Origin of the sequence: Tepidamorphus sp. 3E244 (assembly GCF_046159835.1) — a bacterium.
GTDB lineage: Bacteria > Pseudomonadota > Alphaproteobacteria > Rhizobiales > Tepidamorphaceae > JACKJK01.
Genome location: NZ_JBJXCY010000002.1, coordinates 649,552 through 669,040 on the forward strand (window position 1 = coordinate 649,552; position 19,489 = coordinate 669,040).

At 65.4% G+C, this 19,489-nt stretch carries 16 protein-coding genes, 1 tRNA gene and 1 riboswitch; of the genes, 8 read left to right on the top strand and 9 right to left on the bottom strand.

Going from position 1 to position 19,489, the window contains the following annotated elements; genetic code table 11:
• Complete coding sequence (locus ACKTEK_RS11955; protein ID WP_409165525.1) at nucleotides 1–753, top strand: O-methyltransferase; 753 nt, start codon at nucleotides 1–3, stop codon at nucleotides 751–753.
• A gap of 6 nt (nucleotides 754–759) precedes the next feature.
• On the opposite strand, the gene ACKTEK_RS11960 is transcribed toward ACKTEK_RS11955, so the two are convergent.
• Complete coding sequence (locus ACKTEK_RS11960) at nucleotides 760–1,251, bottom strand: MarR family winged helix-turn-helix transcriptional regulator (protein ID WP_409165526.1); 492 nt, start codon at nucleotides 1,249–1,251, stop codon at nucleotides 760–762.
• Nucleotides 1,252–1,357: 106 nt separating this feature from the next.
• On the opposite strand from ACKTEK_RS11960, the gene ACKTEK_RS11965 reads away from it, so the two are divergent.
• Together ACKTEK_RS11965 and ACKTEK_RS11970 are read left to right on the top strand one after the other, a co-directional pair.
• Nucleotides 1,358–2,593 (top strand): efflux RND transporter periplasmic adaptor subunit, encoded by a 1,236-nt coding sequence (locus ACKTEK_RS11965; RefSeq protein WP_409165527.1) that lies wholly within the window; start codon nucleotides 1,358–1,360, stop codon nucleotides 2,591–2,593.
• A gap of 6 nt (nucleotides 2,594–2,599) precedes the next feature.
• Entirely contained in the window at nucleotides 2,600–5,689 is a 3,090-nt protein-coding gene (locus ACKTEK_RS11970; RefSeq protein ID WP_409165528.1) for a multidrug efflux RND transporter permease subunit, read from the top strand.
• Nucleotides 5,690–5,760: 71 nt separating this feature from the next.
• On the opposite strand, the gene ACKTEK_RS11975 is transcribed toward ACKTEK_RS11970, so the two are convergent.
• A tRNA-Glu gene (locus ACKTEK_RS11975) sits at nucleotides 5,761–5,836 on the bottom strand.
• 73 nt (nucleotides 5,837–5,909) lie between these two features.
• Nucleotides 5,910–6,263 (bottom strand): hypothetical protein, encoded by a 354-nt coding sequence (locus ACKTEK_RS11980; RefSeq protein ID WP_409165529.1) that lies wholly within the window; start codon nucleotides 6,261–6,263, stop codon nucleotides 5,910–5,912.
• Nucleotides 6,264–6,387: 124 nt separating this feature from the next.
• On the opposite strand from ACKTEK_RS11980, the gene ACKTEK_RS11985 reads away from it, so the two are divergent.
• The 3 genes from ACKTEK_RS11985 (at nucleotide 6,388) to ACKTEK_RS11995 (ending at nucleotide 9,179) form a co-directional block, all read left to right on the top strand.
• On the top strand, nucleotides 6,388–7,377 hold the full coding sequence (locus ACKTEK_RS11985; RefSeq protein ID WP_409165530.1) for an RluA family pseudouridine synthase: 990 nt from the start codon (nucleotides 6,388–6,390) through the stop codon (nucleotides 7,375–7,377).
• Nucleotides 7,378–7,572: 195 nt separating this feature from the next.
• On the top strand, nucleotides 7,573–8,481 hold the full coding sequence (gene rpoH, locus ACKTEK_RS11990) for an RNA polymerase sigma factor RpoH (protein WP_409165531.1): 909 nt from the start codon (nucleotides 7,573–7,575) through the stop codon (nucleotides 8,479–8,481).
• Nucleotides 8,482–8,612: 131 nt separating this feature from the next.
• Entirely contained in the window at nucleotides 8,613–9,179 is a 567-nt protein-coding gene (locus ACKTEK_RS11995; RefSeq protein WP_409165532.1) for a peroxiredoxin-like family protein, read from the top strand.
• A gap of 49 nt (nucleotides 9,180–9,228) precedes the next feature.
• Here the strand turns inward: ACKTEK_RS11995 and ACKTEK_RS12000 are convergent, their stop codons facing one another.
• From ACKTEK_RS12000 to ACKTEK_RS12015, 4 genes are all read right to left on the bottom strand, one after another.
• On the bottom strand, nucleotides 9,229–10,170 hold the full coding sequence (locus tag ACKTEK_RS12000) for an ABC transporter substrate-binding protein (RefSeq protein ID WP_409165533.1): 942 nt from the start codon (nucleotides 10,168–10,170) through the stop codon (nucleotides 9,229–9,231).
• Between the two features lie 31 nt (nucleotides 10,171–10,201).
• On the bottom strand, nucleotides 10,202–10,975 hold the full coding sequence (locus ACKTEK_RS12005) for an ABC transporter permease (RefSeq protein ID WP_409165534.1): 774 nt from the start codon (nucleotides 10,973–10,975) through the stop codon (nucleotides 10,202–10,204).
• Between the two features lie 66 nt (nucleotides 10,976–11,041).
• Nucleotides 11,042–11,159, bottom strand: a riboswitch (TPP riboswitch).
• A gap of 56 nt (nucleotides 11,160–11,215) precedes the next feature.
• Entirely contained in the window at nucleotides 11,216–12,628 is a 1,413-nt protein-coding gene (locus ACKTEK_RS12010) for a hypothetical protein (RefSeq protein ID WP_409165535.1), read from the bottom strand.
• 64 nt (nucleotides 12,629–12,692) lie between these two features.
• Nucleotides 12,693–13,988: an adenylosuccinate synthase gene (locus ACKTEK_RS12015; RefSeq protein WP_409165536.1), complete on the bottom strand. Its 1,296-nt coding sequence runs from the start codon at nucleotides 13,986–13,988 to the stop codon at nucleotides 12,693–12,695.
• Between the two features lie 259 nt (nucleotides 13,989–14,247).
• Between ACKTEK_RS12015 and ACKTEK_RS12020 the strand changes: the two genes are divergently transcribed.
• A complete protein-coding gene (locus ACKTEK_RS12020; RefSeq protein WP_409165537.1) occupies nucleotides 14,248–15,192 on the top strand; it encodes a DMT family transporter in 945 nt (314 codons plus the stop codon).
• Between the two features lie 15 nt (nucleotides 15,193–15,207).
• On the opposite strand, the gene ACKTEK_RS12025 is transcribed toward ACKTEK_RS12020, so the two are convergent.
• Entirely contained in the window at nucleotides 15,208–16,140 is a 933-nt protein-coding gene (locus ACKTEK_RS12025) for a 3-keto-5-aminohexanoate cleavage protein (RefSeq protein WP_409165538.1), read from the bottom strand.
• Nucleotides 16,141–16,282: 142 nt separating this feature from the next.
• Here ACKTEK_RS12025 and ACKTEK_RS12030 point away from each other — a divergent pair, with 142 nt between their 5' ends.
• The gene (locus ACKTEK_RS12030) at nucleotides 16,283–17,725 is read left to right on the top strand and encodes a homospermidine synthase (protein ID WP_409165539.1); all 1,443 of its coding nucleotides are present in this window, start codon (nucleotides 16,283–16,285) and stop codon (nucleotides 17,723–17,725) included.
• 36 nt (nucleotides 17,726–17,761) lie between these two features.
• Here the strand turns inward: ACKTEK_RS12030 and ACKTEK_RS12035 are convergent, their stop codons facing one another.
• Nucleotides 17,762–19,432 (bottom strand): mucoidy inhibitor MuiA family protein, encoded by a 1,671-nt coding sequence (locus tag ACKTEK_RS12035; RefSeq protein WP_409165540.1) that lies wholly within the window; start codon nucleotides 19,430–19,432, stop codon nucleotides 17,762–17,764.
• Nucleotides 19,433–19,489: the final 57 nt, after the last annotated feature.

Here is a 19,489-nt window from a genome sequence, read left to right on the forward strand (position 1 = left end):
GTGGGCGTCGAAAGCCTTGTGCGGCATCTGCTGTTTCGCTGGAGCGGCACCGCGGCCCTGCTCGGGGCGGCGCGGTCGCTGAACCCGTCGCGCCGCACGGGCACGGCCTATCTCGCAGCCTATGACGACGCCGACGCCATGGGGCCGATGCAGCGCTCCGAGGCGCTCCTGCTGCATGCCATGGTGCAGGTCACGCAGCCGCGCACCATCGTCGAGTTCGGGTTCTATCTGGGCCACAGCGCCAACGTGCTCCTGAAGGCGGCGCCATCAGACACGCTTGTCGCCAGTTACGAGATCGACCCCGCCGCGCAGCGAAAGGCGCAGCGTTATTTCGGCAGGCGCCCGAACCACCGTCTTTTCGTGAAGTCGCAGACGGACTTTGAGCCTGGTGACGTCGATGGCCGGCCAGTCAACCTCGCCTTCATCGACGCGTCCCACGATTTCGATCTCAACTGCGCGTGTTTCGAAAAGCTCAATCCCAGCCTTGCAGATGACGCGCTCATCGTCTCGCACGACACCGGGCTATGGCACCGCGACGTGATCGGACCAGCCCAGCAGGGGCACGTGGATGCCGGGATAGGGACTTGGGTCGACGACGATCACTATGCCCACGTCGTTGCCGAGCGCCGCTTCGTGGACTGGATCCAGGGGACGTATCCGGCGTTCGGCGCCGTGCATTTTCACTCGACGCGCGTGCTTCGCCACGGAATGAGCATCCTGCAACGCCAGCGAAAACTCGCAAACGGGCTGTAAACCGCTTCAGCGTTCCTCGAACAGGCGCGACGCTTTCAGCAATTCCGCGTTGAGATCGCCTAGTGGCTTTCCCGTCCACGACTGCTCCACCAGCAGTCGCTTTTCCGCCGACTGCACCGCCGTCATCGCCTGCTCGACGAGCTTGCGTCCGTGATCGGTCAGGACGACGGGCTTGCGGCGCGCATCGTCCTGCGCCTGCGGCCGCGCGATCAGGTCCCGCGCCTCCATCGCCTTCAGGACCTTTGTCAGGCCACCAGATGACAGGAGCACGCGGTCGTAGAGATCCGTCGGCAACAACGCGTGCTCGTCGGAAATGCGCAAGGCGCACAGCACCTCGAACGCCGTGAAGCTCAGATCGAAGGGCTTCAGCGCCTCGCGGGCCGAGGCGTTGAGTTGGGCCGCGATATACTGAACGACGAAGGAGAACACGCCGCTCTCGTTGCCGATCTGCGGCCAGTTCCGCGATATGTTATCGATGGCATCCTCCACCTTCCCCATACCCGCATGACCTTCCTGCATAATTTATCTTGCCAGAAAGATAAAACCTCCTATCTGTCCGTCAAGCCGGGGACGCCCGGCACTTTGGGTTCCACGAGGTTGAGACATGAACTTCTCCCCGGAAAACGCCCGGCCCGCATTCTGGCGATCGCTTCCGCACGCAGTGCTGACCCTTGCCTTGATCGTGAGCGGCGCCGCTCCCGCGCTGGCGCAGGCCGGTGGTCCAGGCGCCGGTGCGCGCGGCCCGGCCAAGGTCGGGGTCGTTGAAATGTCGCGCGTACCGGTCCCCTACACGGTGACGGTGCCTGGACGCGCAATTGCCGCCGACGAGGTGGAAATTCGTCCCCGCGTCGACGGATTGATCTCGAAAATTCACTACCAGGTCGGCGAGAAGGTCGCGGCGGGCGATCCGCTGTTCAGCATCGAGGACGATGTCTACCAGGCCGAGGTGCTGGCTGCCGAAGCCATGGTGGAAAGCGCGACGTCAACCGTCGGCACCGCCCAGAGCAAGGTCGACCGCTATGCGCAGATCCTGCAGACCGGCATCACTGCGACAGAGTTTGAAGCAGCCCAGGCCGAACTGGCCTCGGCAAAAAGCAGCCTCAGCACAGCGGAAGCAAACCTCAAGATGGCGCACATCAACCTCGACCGCACCACGATCAACGCACCGATCGACGGTGTCGTCGGTTTGGCGAGCGTCTCCGTTGGCGAGGTCGTCACCACCAACCAGTCCGATGCGCTGACCACGGTCACGCGGCTCGACCCGGTGCATGTTGATATCGCGGAATCCTCGGTGCGCATCCTGCGCAACCGCGAACGCCTTGCCTCCGGCGCGATCAAGCGCGGCGAGACCATCGACCTCCGCTTGACACTGGAGAACGGCGTTCGCTATGAGGCCGTCGGCACCTTCGTCGCGCCGGGCATCTCGGTGTCATCGACCACCGGCACCCAGACCATGCGCGTCAGCTTCCCGAACCCGGATCGCAAGGTTCTCCCCGGCCAGTTCCTGCGCGTCGATACGACGCTCGGCACCACGCAGGCCATCCTCGTGCCGCAAGGCGCGACAACGCGAACCGGCAACGGCACGCTGCAGGCTTTCGTCGTCCGGGACGGCAAGGCCGAGCGTGTCCAGCTCACCGAAACCGGATCGCACGAGAACGCCTGGATCGTGACCGGCGGAGTCGAGGACGGCGACCTCCTCATTGTCGACGGGCTCACCGGTCTTCAACCCGGCGCGGAGGTGGAAACTGTCGCGGTGACGATCTCGCCCGATGGCGTCGTCAGCGAGTTGCCAGCCCCGGATGAAAGCACCGCTGCTGCGCAAGACCAGAAGGCGGACTGACGCAACATGGGACAGTTTTTTGTCGAGCGCCCGGTCTTTGCCTGGGTGATTGCCATCATCATGATGCTGGGCGGCGCATGGGCGCTGCAGTCACTGCCGGTGGCGCAATATCCCGACATCGCACCGACGACGGTTCGCGTCTCGGCGAACTATCCCGGCGCGACGGCGGCCACGGTCGAGAACTCCGTCACCCGCGAGATCGAGGACAGGCTCACCGGTCTCGACGGCCTTCTCTACATGGTGTCGTCCTCGCGCGAAGGCTCGGCCTCGATCCAGCTGACCTTCGACAATTCCGTCACCCCGGTGGAAGCGGAAAACGACGTGCAGACGCTCGTTCGGCAGGCGGAATCACGCCTGCCGTCATCGGTCCAGCGGCAGGGTGTAAACATTCGCCGTTCCAACAGTTCGATACTTCTGGTCGGCGCGATCGTTGCGGACGGCGACGACTACACCACGGCAGCACTCGGCAATTTCCTCGAAGAGACCGTCGAGAACGAAATCCTGCGCACCGAGGGCGTCGGCGACATCAACATCTTCGGCTCCGGCTACGCGATGCGCGTCTGGCTCGATCCGCTTGCCATGGCCCGCTACCAGTTGACCGCGACCGACGTGGTCAATGCCGTCTCGACCCAGAACGCCGTTGTCGCGGTCGGGTCGCTCGGCAGCCAGCCGACCGTAGAGGGCCAGCAGTTCACCGCGACGATCACCGCGCAAAGCCAGCTGACCAACGTCGCCGACTTCGAGGAAATCCTGCTCAAGACGGAGACGGGCGGCGGCACGGTCCGGCTGGCCGATGTGGCGCGCATCGAGATCGGCAACGAATCCTACGGCTCGAGCTCGCGCTACTCCGGCAAGGTTGCCGCGGGCTTCGGCGTCAGCCTTGCTGCCGGCGCAAACGCCGTGGACACCGCAGCCGCCGTGAAGGCGAAGCTGGAGAGCCTCGCGCCGGGCCTGCCCGAAGGCACTGAATTTAAGATTGCTTACGACACCTCGCCCTTCGTGGAACGCTCCATCGAGCAGGTCTATCGCACACTCATCGAGGCGGTTTTCCTCGTCTTCGTGGTGCTTATCGTCTTCCTGCATTCGTGGCGCGCGACCCTGATCCCGATGATCGCGGTACCGGTCGTGCTGCTCGGCACGTTCACCGTGCTGGCGTTCTTCGGCTACTCCATCAATACCCTGACGATGTTCGCCATGGTGCTCGCCATCGGACTTCTGGTCGACGATGCCATCGTGGTGGTGGAGAACGTCGAACGCCTGATGGACGAAGAGGGCCTCACACCGCTTCAGGCCACCCGGCAGAGTATGCGGGAGATCACCGGCGCGCTGATCGGCATTGCCGTGGTGCTGTCGGCCGTCTTCTTGCCCATGGCATTCTTCGAAGGGTCCACCGGCGTCATCTACCGCCAGTTCTCCATCACCATGGTGACGGCGATGATCCTGTCGCTCGGCGTGGCGGTGATCCTGACGCCGGCGCTCTGCGCAAGCCTCCTGCGCCGTCGCAAGGGCGAAGCCATATGGCCCGCGCGCAAGTTCAACCAGGGCTTCGACAAGACATCGCAAGTCTACAGCCGCGGCGTGCACTGGCTGGTGCGTTGGCCGCTGGTCGCGGCACTCGTCCTGCTGCTGACGCTCGGCGGCGCATGGGCGATCTTCGAGCGCCTCAACGCCTCGTTCCTGCCGACCGAGGACCAGGGCATGCTGATGTCGATGGTCACGCTGCCCGAAGGCGCCACGACCCCGCAGACGCTCGCCACCGTGAAGCGTGTCGAGGCACACTTTGCAGAGGAGCCTGCCGTCGCTTCCACCTTTGCCGCCGTCGGCTTCTCGTTCGGCGGCTCGGGGCAGAACCGCGCGATGGTGTTCGTGCGGCTCAACGATTTCGACAGCCGCGAGGAAGCCGACGCGCAGGCCGCAGCCGTGGCCGGCCGCGCCAATGCCGCCTTCGCCGGCATCCGGGCGGGCCGCGTCTTCGTCATGCAACCGCCCTCGGTTCCGGGCCTCGGCAACACCGGCGGCTTTTCCATGTACCTGACCGACCTGTCGGGCCGCGGGATCGATCAGTTGAGCGCAGCTGCCGCACAGCTGAGCGCGACGGCGGCAGGAGACGCGCGCCTGACGGGCGTACGCGCCGAGAACAACGAGAAGAAGAGCGCGCTGAAGCTCGTCATCGACCAGCAGAAGGCGGAAAGCTTCGGCCTCTCGCTGAGCGACATCAATTCCATGCTGGCGACGATCTTCGCCGGCACCGAGGTCAACGATTTCGAGCTAGGCACCAGCCTGCGGCCCGTCATCGTGCAGGCGGATGCGCCCTACCGCATGCAGCCCGAAGACATCGAGGGCTGGTACGCGCGCAATTCCGGTGGCGAGATGGTGCCGATGAGCGCCTTCACGACAACCGAATGGGAGCCGGTCGCCCCGAGCCTTGCGCGCATCAACGGCCAGCCTGCCATCGAGATACAGGGGTCGGCCGCGCCCGGCACCAGTTCAAGCACGGCGATGGATGCGATGGAGGAACTCGTCGCGAACCTGCCCGGCGGCTACGGCGTCGCGTGGACAGGCCTCAGCTACCAGGAACGCCAGTCGGGCGAGAACGTGTGGCTGCTTTACCTGCTGTCGGGATTGATCGTGTTTCTGGCGCTCGCCGCGCTCTACGAAAGCTGGTCGATCCCCTTCGCGGTCATGCTGGTGGTACCGGTCGGCATCCTCGGCGCGCTCGCGGCCGCCTGGGCGCTTGGCCAGTTGAACGACGTCTATTTCAAGGTCGGCATCCTGACGACCATCGGCCTTGCGGCACGCAACGCGATCCTCATCGTCGAGTTTGCCGAAACGCTGGTGGCGGAAGGCCGCGACCTGATGGACGCCGCCGTGACAGCGTCCCGCCAACGCCTGCGCCCGATCATGATGACAGCGCTCACCTTCATCTTCGGCGTGCTGCCGCTGGCGACCGCGACGGGTGCCGGCGCCAACGCGCAGAACGCCATCGGCATCGGCGTCATCGGCGGAATGCTGGCCTCCACCGTGATCGGTATCTTCCTCGTGCCGGCGCTTTATGTCGGCGTGCGCAAGGTCACAGGATGGCGCAAGGCAGCGTGACGCGACGCGGCGCAACCACGTGCAACTTGCGCAATGCTCGCATCGCCAAAGGCGGCAAATTATAGGATTATTGGCACTCCCAAGGGGAATCGAACCCCTGTTTCCGCCGTGAGAGGGCGGCGTCCTAGACCGCTAGACGATGGGAGCGCATGCGGCCCGTGATGAACGGGAGACGCGATATAGCGTTTGTGGCCTCAAAGCGCAAGCGAAGTTGATGCGCTCAGTTGGCCGGAGACACCAGCCTGATACGCCCGGTCGGCTCGCCGTCGGGCAGCGAGAACAGCCGGATTTCCTGCGCGCCGTCGGACATGCGCACCGTCACTGTCAGCACGTCGTCACTGGCAGAAGACGAGACCACTTGCGCACCGGCGGGGATTTCGGCAATGGCATCGACGCTCGCCGTTTCCGGCCCGCCAAACGCACCGATCCGGTAGAGGATTGCGAACATCACCGCCAGCAGCCCGAGGACCATCACGCCAATGGAGCCGAACAGCAGCCGCGCGAGCTTCACCCGCACCCGCTCCACGGCGGGGTCGAGGGGGGCGTCTTCCTGATCGTCGTGATTGTTCGTCATGGACTTGTCGCCTTCACCGGAACCGGCGCAGGGCAAAGCACGGCTGGCCGCGCGACGCAAGCCGCTCGCGCCTGGCGCAAGCCGCTCGCACTGAGTGACACGCGGTGCTAGACCCGCTCTCGCCATGGACCAACGCGAATTCACACTCTGCGAGTATGCGGAAAAGCCGGTGCGGCTCGACGCGGCGCTGGCCGCTGCGTGCCCGGAGATTTCACGCGCCCGTTTCCAGGCGCTGATCCGCGACGGCAACGTGCTGATTGGCGGCCAACCCGCGACCGACCCCTCCCGCAAGCTGCGTGAACCCACGACCGCGATCGTCACCCTGCCGCCGCCCGAACCCGCCGAGCCGGAAGCCGAAGACATCCCGCTCGATGTCGTCTTCGAGGACGAGCACCTGATCGTTGTCGACAAGCCGGCTGGCCTCGTCGTGCATCCCGGCGCAGGCAATGCGTCCGGCACCCTCGTCAACGCGCTGCTGCATCACGCCGGCGACAGCCTGTCGGGCATCGGCGGCGTCGCACGCCCCGGCATCGTCCACCGCATCGACAAGGAAACCAGCGGCCTGATGGTGGTCGCCAAGAACGATGCCGCCCACAAGGCGCTCAGTGCCCAGTTTGCAGACCACGGCCGCACCAGCGCGATGGAGCGGGCTTACAAGGCCGTCGTCTGGGGCGTTCCCGGCAGGCCGTCGGGCACGGTGGATGCACCGCTGGCCCGCGATCCCGGCAACGCGACCCGCATGGCGGTGCGAACCGGGGGTCGCCACGCGCTGACGCACTGGCAGCGTCTCGAACGCTTCGAGGGCGGCGGCAAGCCGCTTGCAAGCTTGCTCGAATGCCGGCTCGAGACGGGCCGCACGCACCAGATCCGCGTGCACATGACCCATATCGGCCACCCGCTTCTGGGTGACCCGGTCTACGGCACCGGCTTCAAGACCAAGGCCGCACACCTGAGCGAGGACGCCCGCGCGGCGCTGGTCGAACTGGACCGTCAGGCCCTGCACGCCTTTCTGCTGGCGTTCGAGCACCCGGCGTCCGGTGACGTCATGCGATTCGAATCATCTTTGCCTGTGGATATGCAGGCGCTGCTGGACGGGTTGCGCACGCAAGGTTGACCGCAAATCCCGGATGGAACGCTTGCGGCGCGCTCTCGTTGGGTCAATACAGGCGCTTGAGGCCGCGATTTGCCGCCTCGTATTGCGCGAGGCCGGTCGCGTTACCATATATGTCGGTCTGCATTTCAGGGTTTCGCCCACGATGCCGCCTGAACGGGGCCCAGGCGCGAAACGCCATTCACGAGGGAATACGACATGGCCAGAGCGGCTTTGCCGACGATCAGCTCTGATGGGGGCCTATCTCGCTATCTCGACGAGATCCGCAAGTTTCCCATGCTTCAGCCGGACGAGGAATTCATGCTTGCCAAGCGTTGGCGCGAGCATGACGACCGCGACGCGGCGCATCAGCTCGTGACCAGCCACCTCCGGCTCGTCGCGAAGATCGCCATGGGCTATCGCGGCTACGGCCTGCCGGTAAGCGAGATCGTGTCGGAAGGCAATATCGGCCTGATGCAGGCCGTGAAGCGGTTCGAGCCGGACAAGGGCTTCCGCCTGGCGACCTATGCCATGTGGTGGATCCGCGCCTCCATCCAGGAATACATCCTGCGTTCGTGGAGCCTCGTGAAGATGGGCACCACCGCCAACCAGAAGAAGCTGTTCTTCAACCTGCGCAAGGTGAAGGGACAGATTTCAGCGCTGGAAGACGGTGACCTGAAGCCCGAACAGGTTTCGGAAATCGCCACCCGCCTCGGCGTCAACGAGGAAGAAGTCGTGTCGATGAACCGCCGGTTGGGCGGTGATTCCTCGCTCAACGCGCCGCTGCGCGCCGACACCGAAGGTGCTTCGGAATGGCAGGACTGGCTGGTCGATGACAGCGAGGACCAGGAAACCCTGCTCGCAGAGAACGAGGAACTCGACAATCGCCGCACCATGCTGGAAGCGGCGATGGACAAGCTGAACGACCGCGAACGCCGCATCTTCGAGGTACGACGCCTCTCCGAGGACCCGCTGACGCTGGAAGAGCTGTCGGAGGAATTCGGCGTCAGTCGCGAGCGCGTCCGCCAGATCGAGGTTCGCGCCTTCGAAAAGGTCCAGAAGGCCGTCGTCGAGGCATCCAAGGCGCAGGAACGCGGCCCCGCCGCGCTCGAACACCAGGCGTCCTGACGCGCTGCACAGGAAATGCGCGGCGGCTCACCGCAACGTGAAACCGCCCTGCTTCCCTGATCGCCGCATCGTCCTACCTCTCTCCTGACATCGCGCGGGCGTTTCCCGCGTCCCCGACAGGAGTTCTATCCATGACCGATATCCAGCCCGTTCTGCCGCGCGCCAAGGCGCCGGACCTTGCCGTCCCCACCGTTGGCGGCGGCCACTGGCGGCTTGCCGACAGCCACCCGCAGACCTTCACGCTGGTCGTGTTCTATCGCGGGCTGCACTGCCCGCTGTGCAAGGCGCAACTCAAGGATCTGGAGTCGAAGCTTCCTGAATTCGACAAGCGCGGCGTCACCGTCGTCGCCGTCTCTGCCGACGATGCCGAACGCGCGTCCACGGCCGTGAATGACTGGGGGCTGGAAAAGCTGACGATCGGCTACGACATGCCGCTCGACGTCGCCCGCTCATGGGGCCTCTACATCTCGTCAACGCGCGGCACGACGTCGGCGAAGATCGAAGAGCCGCACCTCTTTTCCGAGCCGGGCCTGTTTCTCGTCAAGCCGGACAACACGGTCTTCTTCGTCTCGGTGCAGTCGATGCCGTTCGCTCGCCCGCACCTGTCCGATGTGCTGAGCGCGGTCGATTTCGTGCTGGCAAAGGACTACCCCGCGCGCGGCGAAATCGCCGATCTGAAGACAGCCGAAGCCGCTTGAAAACAGAAGACATACCGGGCGGCGCGAACCGCCCGGCAAGTCTCGTTCGTCAGCGCAGCGTCACTGCGTAGTCGCTGACCGGGACCGTTTCCTTGATCAGCCCCTGTTCCTTCATGAACTCACCGAACCGCTCGTAGCGGCCAACGTCCAGCGCGAAAGGTCGCTTGGCAAAGCGCGGCATGGTGTCGACCCACGCGCGCTGGTTCAGCGCGTTGTCGAGGTCGGGATGCGCGGCCTTGAACAACTCCCAACCCTCGTCGGGGTGGTTGGTCATCCAGATCGTCGCCTTTTCGATGGCCCGCATGAAGCGCAGCAGCTTCTCGTCGCCGGTCCGGTCCTTGTGGGCGACAAAGATCAGCTCGTCATAGACCGGCACGCCGTGCTCTTCCGGGTAGAAGGCAAGGCCTGTCTTTCCCTCGATATCCAGCTGAGTCAGCTCGAAGTTGCGGAACGCGCCGATCACCACATCGACCTTGCCCGCGATCAGCGCAGGCGACAGGGCGAAGTTGACGTTGACGAGCTTCACGTCGTCGAGCGTCAGGTTTTCCTGCGACAGCATCATCTTCAGCAGCGCATCCTCGAAGCCGCCGACAGAGAAACCGATGGTCTTGCCTTTCAGGTCGGCGAGGGTCTTCACCTCGCCGCCTTCGAGCGCGACCAGCGTGTTGAGCGGCGTCTCGACGATTGTGCCGATGCGCACCAGCGGCAGCCCCTCGCCGATCTGCTGGTGCAGGCTAGGCTGGTAGGAGATCGCGATGTCGCCCTGCCCGGCTGCGACGAGGCGCGGCGGTGCGGATGGGTCCGCCGGCGGCACGATCTCGACGTCGAGGTTTTCATCCGCGAAGTAGCCCTTCTCCTGCGCGACGATCACCGGCGCATGGTCGGGGTTCACGAACCAGTCGAGCAGCAGGGTCAGCTTGTCGGCGGCCTGTGCCGGTGCGGCGATGGCCAGTGCGATGGTGACGAGGGCCAGCGAGAGCAATCGCTTCATGGCGCGTATCTCCTTGTCGGTCTTGAAGAGTTCATGCCGGCAGTTCGTCCACCCAGTGAACGAGCCGGCGCGTGGAAAATTCCACGATCAGCCGCAGCGCGAGCGCGGCGACCGCGAGGAACAGGAGGCAGGCGAAGACGAGCGCGGTCTGCACCCGTGCATTGGCCTGCAGCATGACGAAACCCAACCCTGCCGAGGCCCCGACCCATTCGCCGACAACGGCGCCGATGGGCGCGATGGCCGCCGCGACCCGCAGGCCGGAGGCGAGCGCTGGCAGTGCCGCAGGCACCCGCAGCACCAGCGTCGTGGCGACGTTCGACGCGCCATACAGGCGGGCGAGATCGAGCAGGTGCGGCTCCGTGCGGCGCAACCCGTCATAGAAGGCGGAGGCGACGGGGAAATAGATGATGAGCGTCGCCATCGCGATCTTGGAAGCCAGCCCGAAGCCGAGCCAGATGACGAGCAGCGGCGCGATGGCAAAGACGGGAAGCGCCTGGCTCGCCACCAGCAGCGGCAGCACCAGGTGCCGCGCCGGTCGGAACAGGGTGACGGTGAGTGCAGTCGCGACACCCAGCACGGTGCCGACGATCAGCCCGAGCACCATCTCAAGAAACGTGATGCCGGCGTGATGGGCGAGGTAGCCCCACTGCGCGGCAATGGCCTGAAACACCGCTTGCGGGCCGGGGAAGATGAAGGCCGGTGGCGCAAACGTCGCGTGGGCCACCCACCAGACGACGAGCAACCCGGCAACCCACAGCGCGCCGCGCAGGACAGCTCCACCGATGTCGTTGACCGTGTCGCGCAAGGCGTTTCGTCACTCCGGTTGTGAGACCGGGTGCGCGCACGAATGAGAATTGGAAAAGCGGACCTTCGCCGCAACCAGTTCCCGTCCCTACGCCGGCATCACCCGGGTCAGGTTCGAAGGGTTCGGCGGTGCCGCCATCTCAGTCCCGCGGCACCAAGGCCTGAGGACACCCCTAGGAACGAATTTTGTGGTCCGGCTCCGCGTTTTGCTTACCGCGCGGAACCGGGTGGGAAGAATCGTCTACTGCGACTGGTTCTGTCCCCATTCCGCGAAGGCCTCGCGGAAAACCTGTTCGCCTTCCGGCCCCTTGGCCATCGTCACGATGGCGCGCTGGCCGTTGGCATAAACCATCGGCACGTCGAGGAACGGATGCTGAGACATCGCCTGGATGTTGCGCGGCGTGTCCTGGTCGCCCGCCAGAAGCGCCATCAGGAAGATGCCGTCATCGACGCGCACGACCTCGCCCGCCAGCGGCCCGCCACGCGCCTTCGGCGTCGTCTTGGTCAGCAGGCCCGGCACGTTGTTGATGCCACCACCGCCGAAGCCCGGCGGGATCGAGAAGACGAAATCGATCGTGTGGGTGGCCGGGAAGGCCGGATCGGTGTTCTTGCGGATCATCACGCTGAGCGCGAAGTCGCGGGAGGGAACGCGTACGCGCCCCTCGATGACCGGAATGCCGTTCTCGCGGTTCAGCGTCCAAGTGACCGAGCCCGGAACTTCAGCCGGGGTCGCCTGCGCGGTCTCGCCTTCTTCCACGAGCAGCGCCTCGATCACTGCCTCGCCGGGCGGCGCCGCGGGCGGTTCGGGCGCGGGCTCAGCCGGCTGGTCCGGCGCGGCCGGCGCATCCTGGCCGGCATTCTCGCCGTCGCCGGGAAGACGGGCCTCGACCTTCTCGTCGTCGGCACCTTCCTGCTGGATCAGGGCGAGCAGCGGAGCTGCCGCATCCATGATCGCGTCACGCTTCCAGTAACCGACACCGGCAATGCAGCCGACGATGAACAGCGCGATCAGCCAGCCCCACGGGCGGCTGCGCGTCTCAAGCTCGTAGGCGCCGGGATCGGGCCAGTCGTCAAAATGCTGGTCGTCCTCGGGGCCTTCAGGGACACCCGGAGGCGGGGCGAAGCCGTCATCGTCCATCTCGACGGACGGCGCGTTGGAATAACCCGGCGAAACCGGCTGGTTTGGAAGCTGCGCCGGATCGACCTGTACCGCGGGCGCATCGGGATCGGGCTGCGCCCTCTGGTTTGGCGGCGGCGGCGTGGGAGAGGCGGCCGGCTGCAGGAACTGGTCAGGGCGCTGTCGCTGCGGCGACACGTAACCCGGCGAACCGGGAATGGAGGGACGCGGCGTCGAACCAGGCTGCGCGGGCGGCGCAATGGCCGCCGGTTGTGCCGGCGGGGCGACGGCAGGACGTTCCGGCGGTGCCGCCAACGCAGGCCCCTTCGCCGCCTCTTCCGCCTCGATGGTGCGAACGGCAGCACGCAGGTTTTCCCGCATCTTCGCGATGTGCTCGGCATCCGCTGGCGGATCCGACTTCTGCAGCTGTGCGACGAGCGCTGTTTCGGCACGCGCGTACAGCTGGCGGCGCGCGGCAACCGTGTTCTCTGGCAGGTTGCCGATGGCTCGGCGCAGGACGGAATTGAAGTCGGTCATGTCGAATACACTGATCTACGCTTTTGGGCGGCTGGTGTGCGTCGCCGCCGGGTTGGTCATTAACCTAATCGCGGAATGGGTCATGAACAAGGATGGTGTCCTCGCGCTCCGGGCTGGTCGAAAGCATCGCAACGGGTGCCCCGATCAGTTCCTCGATGCGGCGGACATACTTGACTGCCTGCGCCGGCAGGTCGGCCCATGAACGCGCACCTGCCGTGCTGCCGCTCCAGCCTTCGAGCGTCTCGTAGACCGGCGTGACGCGCGCCTGCGCGCCTTGCGAGGCGGGGAAGTAGTCGATGCTACGTCCGTCGAGTTCATAGCCGATGCAGACTTTCAACTCATCGAAGCCGTCGAGAACGTCGAGCTTGGTCAGCGCGATGCCGGTCACGCCGGAGGTGATCATCGCCTGGCGAACCATCACCGCATCGAACCAGCCGCAGCGGCGCTGGCGGCCCGTGACGGTTCCGAATTCGCGGCCGCGCTCGCCCAGACGCGCACCGACCTCGTCCTTGAGTTCGGTCGGGAACGGCCCCTCGCCGACGCGTGTCGTATAGGCCTTGGTGATGCCGAGAACATAGTCGACGCCGCCCGGGCCAAGGCCCGATCCGGCAGCGGCCTGGCCGGCAACCGTGTTGGAGGAGGTCACGAAGGGATAGGTGCCGTGGTCGATGTCGAGCATCGCGCCTTGCGCACCCTCGAACAGGATGCGCTTGCCCTCGCGGCGCATGTCGTCCAGCAGCTTCCACACCCGGTCGACATAAGGGAGCAGGCGCCCGGCAACGGATTCCAGTTCCTCAAACAGCGCATCCGGCGCGATCTCCGGCTCGCCGAAACCGCGGCGCAGCGCGTTGTGGTGCGCCAGCATGCGGTCGATCTTCGCCGGCAGCGACTTGAGGTTCACGAGATCCATCACGCGGATCGCGCGACGGCCGACCTTGTCCTCGTAGGCCGGGCCGATGCCGCGACGCGTGGTGCCGATGCGCGCGCCTTCGCTGGCGGCGTTCTCGCGCATGCCGTCGAGGTCGCGGTGGACCGACAGGATCAGGCAGGCATTGTCGGCGATGCGAAGATTGTCGTGGGACAGTTCGACCCCCTGCCCGCGCAGGCGCTCGATTTCCTCGGCCAGCGCGTGCGGGTCGATGACGACGCCGTTGCCGATGACCGACAGCTTGCCCGAGCGCACCACGCCGGAGGGCAGCAGCGACAGCTTGTAGACCTTGCCATCGACGACGAGCGTATGGCCCGCGTTGTGACCGCCCTGGAAGCGCACAACGACATCCGCGCGTTCCGAAAGCCAGTCGACGATCTTGCCCTTGCCCTCGTCGCCCCACTGGGAGCCGACGACCACGACATTAGCCATGCGTAATCCAACCCTTCACGTGTTCCGCCCGTCTCATTTCACCGCGCGACAGTGTGCGCAAGGGGCCTGCCCCTGTCATGCAATCTCGCTGATTACGGTGAAGGCGGCGGACATTACCAACAAAGTTTCGCAAAATCGACAGCCAGAAGCACGCATGGCTGCCACCGTCGCGACAGGCTTTACACGAGCCCCGCCGAACCGCTAGCGCTTGCCTCCCGGCGTGGTGTCACGCCGGCGAACAGAAAAGCTCGATCGACCCATGGCAAGCCCGGCCGAACCCGCAACGCGCGCGGGCGTTTTCTCCCACCCTTACCTGCTCCTGACGCTGACCGCGCTGTTCTGGGGCGGCAACGCCGTGGCGGGCAAGCTGGCAGCGGGATCGATTCCCCCACTGACGCTGACCGCCGTACGCTGGGCCGGTGCGGCAATACTGATTTTCCTGCTGGCACGCCCGCATCTCGCCAAGGCCATGCCGGTGCTTCGCCAGCGCTGGCGATTCCTTTTCCTGGCAGGCGCGATCGGTTTCACCCTGTTCAACTCGGCTCTCTACGGCGCGCTGCACTACACTTCGGCGATCAATGTCAGCATCGAGCAGGCCGCGATGCCGATGATGATCATCCTCATCTCGTTCATCGTCTTTCGCGAACCGATCACCTTGGTTCAGGGTGTTGGCGTCATCGTCTCCATCGTCGGCGTGCTGCTCACCGCGACGCATGGCGACCTCGGCATGCTCGTACGCATGGAACTGAACCTCGGCGACGCCATCATGCTGCTCGCTGTTGTCGCCTATAGTGGGTACTCGGTTGCCCTGCGCAAGAAGCCCGACCTGCCCTGGCAGGTGCTGATGTTCGCGCTGGCCCTGTCTGCCGCGATCAGCGCGCTGCCGGGCCTTGCCTACGACCTTGCCTCAGGCCGCTACCCCACGCCCTCGCCGGTCACCTTCGGCGTGCTGGCCTACGTGGTGCTGTTTCCCTCGCTTCTGGCGCAAATATTCTACATGCGCTCGATCCAGATGATCGGTGCGAACCGCGCAGGCGCCTTCTTCAACCTCGTCCCCGTCTTCGGCGCGGCGCTCGCTGTGATCGTGCTGGGCGAAAGCGTCGAGATCTATCAGGCTATAGGGCTGGTGCTCGTCATTGGCGGCATCGCACTGGCCGAACGCTCCGCCCATAATGCTGCCGCGCGCGCGCCGGGCGGCGAGTGAACCGGTCGATCAGCGTCAGAAATTGACGCGGTCTGCGCCCTTTAGTTGCAGGATGTCGCGCGCCTCCGCCGGCGTCGCGACCTCAAGGCCCAGTTCCTCGATGATCCGGCGCACCTTGGACACCTGCTCGGCGTTCGACTTCGCCAGTTGCTTTGGCCCGATCCACAGCGAATCTTCCAGCCCGACGCGTACGTGGCCGCCCATCGACGCGGCGATGGCCGCGATCTTCATCTGGTTGCGGCCCGCCCCGAGCACCGACCACTTGTAGTCGTCGCCGAACAGCCGGTCTGCCGTGCGCTTCATGTGCGCAATGTCTTCCGGGTGCCCGCCGATCCCGCCGAGAATGCCGAACACGCTCTGAACGAAGAACGGCGGCTTCACCAGCCCCCGGTCGACGAAGTGCGCCAGCGTGTAGAGATGGCCGATATCGTAGCACTCGATCTCGAAGCGCGTGCCGTTCTGCGCGCAGGTCGTCAGGATCATCTCGATATCGGCGAAGGTGTTCTTGAAGATGCGGTCACGGGATCCTGCAAGGTAGTCGTGCTCCCAGTCATGCTTGAGATCGTTGAACCGGTCGAGCATCGGGTAGAGGCCGAAATTCATCGAACCCATGTTGAGCGAGGCAACTTCCGGCTTGAACCGCGCCACCGGCTCCAGCCTCTCCTGCACGGTCATGGTCGCCGCACCGCCTGTGGTGATGTTCACCACGCAATCGCAGCGCTGCTTGATGACTTTCAGGAACGGCTCGAAGCGCTCCGGCGACTGGTCGGGCGCGCCGGTCTGCGGATCGCGCGCATGCAGGTGAACGACGGCGGCGCCCGCCTCCACCGCACCAATGGCCGCTTCCGCGATCTCGTCCGCCGTCACCGGCAGGTGCGGCGACATGGACGGCGTGTGGATCGAGCCGGTCACCGCGCAGGTGACGATGACCTTGTTCTTGAGTGCCATGCCGTCTTCCTCTCGTGTTGTTCCCGCAATGGCGGAACCGGGTCCCGAAGCCCCGTGTTGTCGTGGCCCGCCTTGAGCTTTGCCCTATGTTGCCTGATAACCGCGACCTGAGAAATGGCAGCAAGAGGGAACGAACGCAGACATGGCAGACTGGCCCAAACACGCGAAGATCACCGGCCCCATCGTGATGATCGGCTTCGGCTCCATCGGACGCGGCACGCTGCCCCTGATCGAACGCCATTTCGACTACGACCCCAAGCGCTTCGTGGTCATTGACCCGGAGGATTCCGACAAGGAACTCCTGGACGAGCGCGGCATTCGCTTCATCTCCGAGCATGTCACCAGGAAGAACTACAAGAAGTTGCTGAAGCCCCTCCTGAGCGAAGGTGAAGGCCAGGGCTTCTGCGTGAACCTGTCGGTCGACACGTCCTCGCTCGACATCATGAAGCTCTGCCGCCAGATCGATGCGCTCTACATCGACACGGTTGTCGAGCCGTGGCTCGGCTTCTACTTCGACAGCAAGGCCGACAATGCGAGCCGCACCAACTACGCGCTGCGCGAAACGGTGCGCGAGGAAAAGCGCAAGAACCCCGGCGGTACCACCGCCGTCTCGTGCTGCGGGGCAAACCCCGGCATGGTTTCGTGGTTCGTGAAGCAGGCGCTCGTCGACCTCGCCAACGACACCGGCATCAAGTTCTCCGAACCGGCCACCGACGACCGCGAGGGCTGGGCCAAGCTGATGAAGAAGCTGGGCGTGAAGGGCGTGCACATCGCCGAGCGCGACACCCAGCGCGCCAAGGACCCCAAGCCGCTCAACGTGTTCTGGAACACGTGGTCGGTGGAAGGCTTCATCTCCGAAGGTCTTCAACCGGCAGAGCTCGGCTGGGGCACCCACGAGAAGTGGATGCCAAAGAACGCCCGCAAGCAGAAGAAGGGCAACAAGGCCGCGGTCTTCTTGGAGCAGCCCGGCGCAAACACCCGCGTGCGCACCTGGTGCCCGACGCCGGGCGCGCAATACGGCTTCCTCGTCACGCACAATGAATCGGTTTCGATCGCCGACTTCTTCACCGTCCGCGACAAGGCCGGCAAGGTCACCTATCGCCCGACCTGCCACTACGCCTACCACCCCTGCAACGACGCGGTGCTGTCGCTGCACGAGATGTTCGGCGCGGCCGGCAAGGCGCAGCCAGAGCTGCACGTGCTGGACGAAAACGAGCTTGTCGACGGCATCGACGAGCTTGGTGTCCTGCTCTACGGCCACAAGAAGAACGCCTACTGGTACGGCTCGCAGCTTTCGCTGGAAGAGACCCGCGAGCTTGCCCCCTACCAGAACGCCACCGGCCTGCAGGTCACGTCCGCCGTGCTGGCGGGCATGGTCTGGGCGCTGGAAAACCCGAAGGCCGGCATCGTCGAGACCGACGAGATGGACTATCGCCGCTGCCTTGAAGTGCAGCGCCCCTATCTCGGCCCGGTGAAGGGTTACTACACCGACTGGACGCCGCTCGATGGACGCCCTGGCCTGTTCGAGGAAGACATCGACAAGAAGGACCCGTGGCAGTTCAAGAACATTCTCGTTCACTGGTAGGACGGTGGCGGCGGCGAACCACCGCCACAGCGCACCCTAGCGCCGGCCGAGCAGGATGCGCTCGCCGTCCGGCCAGTCGATCCGGAAGCCGAACGCCAACCTGCGCTCAGCACCCGGCTCCAGCGCGAACCGCCATGCCATCACGCCGGGCTTATCATCGACATCCGTCTCGTCCGGCTTGTCGTTGGTGGAGAGCGCCGCGACCGTGATCCTTTCATCGAGCGGCTGCGGCAGGCTCTCCAGCACCACGACATCGACGGGCACGGAATGGTGATTGGTGATCGCCGTGCGCCAGTCGGTGACGTCGGTCTTCGCCTTGGAGAAGATGCCCTCCTCGCCCTGACGCTTTGAGACAAGCTGACGCTCGACCGTGATGCGCTCGTCGCGCCCGAAGCCGAGTTCGGTCTCGTCGCCCGTCATGGCCAGCGGCATCTGGCCCTGCCCGATGAAGATGCCGTCCCGGAACAGCCGGACCTGGCCTTCCGGCAGCGGCGCGTCGCCTTCGTGAATGAAGCGCACGGTAAGGAATGCCGCCTCGAAGCGCGCCGGCACGATCCGCGCCTCCATGTTCGCATCGCTCTCCCACGTTCCGACCTGCAGGAGCTTGGCATCGTCGGTCGACGGCACCGCGACAAGCCCCGGCACGGCGTACATGGCATCGAACCCGAGGTCGGTAACTTGCGCGCGCTGCTCTTCTGCTTCGCGCTGCACCGTCGGCTGCGGCGGTTCGGCAGCTGGTGCAGGCGCCATCATCGCAGCATCGCCATCCTGCATGAACGAACCGCCCACGCGTCGCTCCTTTCGCTCCGGCCGCGCGAAGCCGACATAGCGCACGTCCGCTTCGGGCGCCGCCGTCATGCCGCTCGGGCGCGTCGTCGCAAGTGCCATGCGCACGCCGGACCAGTCCTCGCCCGTGCGCTGGTTCACCGCCGCGCGCTGGGTGATCGTCAGCCCGCCGCTTTTCGCCTGCGTGTCGAGCCGTGCGTCATAGACCGGCTGCCATGAGGCCCGTGCGTGGCGGTAGCGCAGCTTCAGTTCACTCCCACCCGCGCCCGCTGCATCGACGTTGACGATCACGCGCGTCGCCCAGTCGCCGGTGCCGTTCTGGCGGGAAAGCTCGCGGTCGATCTCGGCAATCCGCCGCTCGATGTCGCGAATGTCCTTGCGGGCTTCGAGGATCGTCGCCTCGATCTGTCCGTGCCGTTCGGCAATGAAGGTAAACAGCGCTTCCGGCGGCATCGGCGGCGCGGCGGCGGGCTGGTCAGGCTGCGCGGCCGGCATCTGGACCATTTCGCGGATCATGTCGCGCTGAAGCTCCGCGGTGCGGATCCGCCCCTCGATCTCGCTCTTGCGGTCGGTAAGGCTTTCGCGCTCGGCTTCCAGTGCATTGCGAAGGGCCGGATCGCCGGTCACCGGAACCCGCGCAACATCCACCGAGCCGATGAGAAGTTCGCCCGCGCTGACACCCTCGACGCGTACGTCGTCCGCGCGGATGCCGTCCGGCAGGTTGTCGAAGACGATCTCGTGGGACCCGTCGGACAGCTGCACCGACGCGATGCGCTCGATCTCCGCCCCGGACGGGAAAACCGTCACCGCGTCGATCCGGCTGTCAGGATTGTACTGCGCGGCAAGCGCGCTGGAGGCAAGCAGGCTCGCTGTCGTGATGGCGAGGACGCCGAGCGAGCGGGCGGGAAGGGAAAACGGCATGGGGGCACCTGTTGATCTCGTCGCGCCCCCACCCGGTTTGCCAGCTTGCAGCCGATT

Bases quoted from the DNA above. Each gene is read 5' to 3' on its own strand.
- ACKTEK_RS11960 (WP_409165526.1), bottom strand. From the start codon at position 1,251: ATGGGGAAGGTGGAGGATGCCATCGATAACATATCGCGGAACTGGCCG.
- ACKTEK_RS11965 (WP_409165527.1), top strand. From the start codon at position 1,358: ATGAACTTCTCCCCGGAAAACGCCCGGCCCGCATTCTGGCGATCGCTT.
- ACKTEK_RS11970 (WP_409165528.1), top strand. From the start codon at position 2,600: ATGGGACAGTTTTTTGTCGAGCGCCCGGTCTTTGCCTGGGTGATTGCC.
- ACKTEK_RS11980 (WP_409165529.1), bottom strand. From the start codon at position 6,263: ATGACGAACAATCACGACGATCAGGAAGACGCCCCCCTCGACCCCGCC.
- ACKTEK_RS11985 (WP_409165530.1), top strand. From the start codon at position 6,388: ATGGACCAACGCGAATTCACACTCTGCGAGTATGCGGAAAAGCCGGTG.
- rpoH (WP_409165531.1), top strand. From the start codon at position 7,573: ATGGCCAGAGCGGCTTTGCCGACGATCAGCTCTGATGGGGGCCTATCT.
- ACKTEK_RS11995 (WP_409165532.1), top strand. From the start codon at position 8,613: ATGACCGATATCCAGCCCGTTCTGCCGCGCGCCAAGGCGCCGGACCTT.
- ACKTEK_RS12000 (WP_409165533.1), bottom strand. From the start codon at position 10,170: ATGAAGCGATTGCTCTCGCTGGCCCTCGTCACCATCGCACTGGCCATC.
- ACKTEK_RS12010 (WP_409165535.1), bottom strand. From the start codon at position 12,628: ATGACCGACTTCAATTCCGTCCTGCGCCGAGCCATCGGCAACCTGCCA.
- ACKTEK_RS12015 (WP_409165536.1), bottom strand. From the start codon at position 13,988: ATGGCTAATGTCGTGGTCGTCGGCTCCCAGTGGGGCGACGAGGGCAAG.
- ACKTEK_RS12020 (WP_409165537.1), top strand. From the start codon at position 14,248: ATGGCAAGCCCGGCCGAACCCGCAACGCGCGCGGGCGTTTTCTCCCAC.
- ACKTEK_RS12025 (WP_409165538.1), bottom strand. From the start codon at position 16,140: ATGGCACTCAAGAACAAGGTCATCGTCACCTGCGCGGTGACCGGCTCG.
- ACKTEK_RS12030 (WP_409165539.1), top strand. From the start codon at position 16,283: ATGGCAGACTGGCCCAAACACGCGAAGATCACCGGCCCCATCGTGATG.
- ACKTEK_RS12035 (WP_409165540.1), bottom strand. From the start codon at position 19,432: ATGCCGTTTTCCCTTCCCGCCCGCTCGCTCGGCGTCCTCGCCATCACG.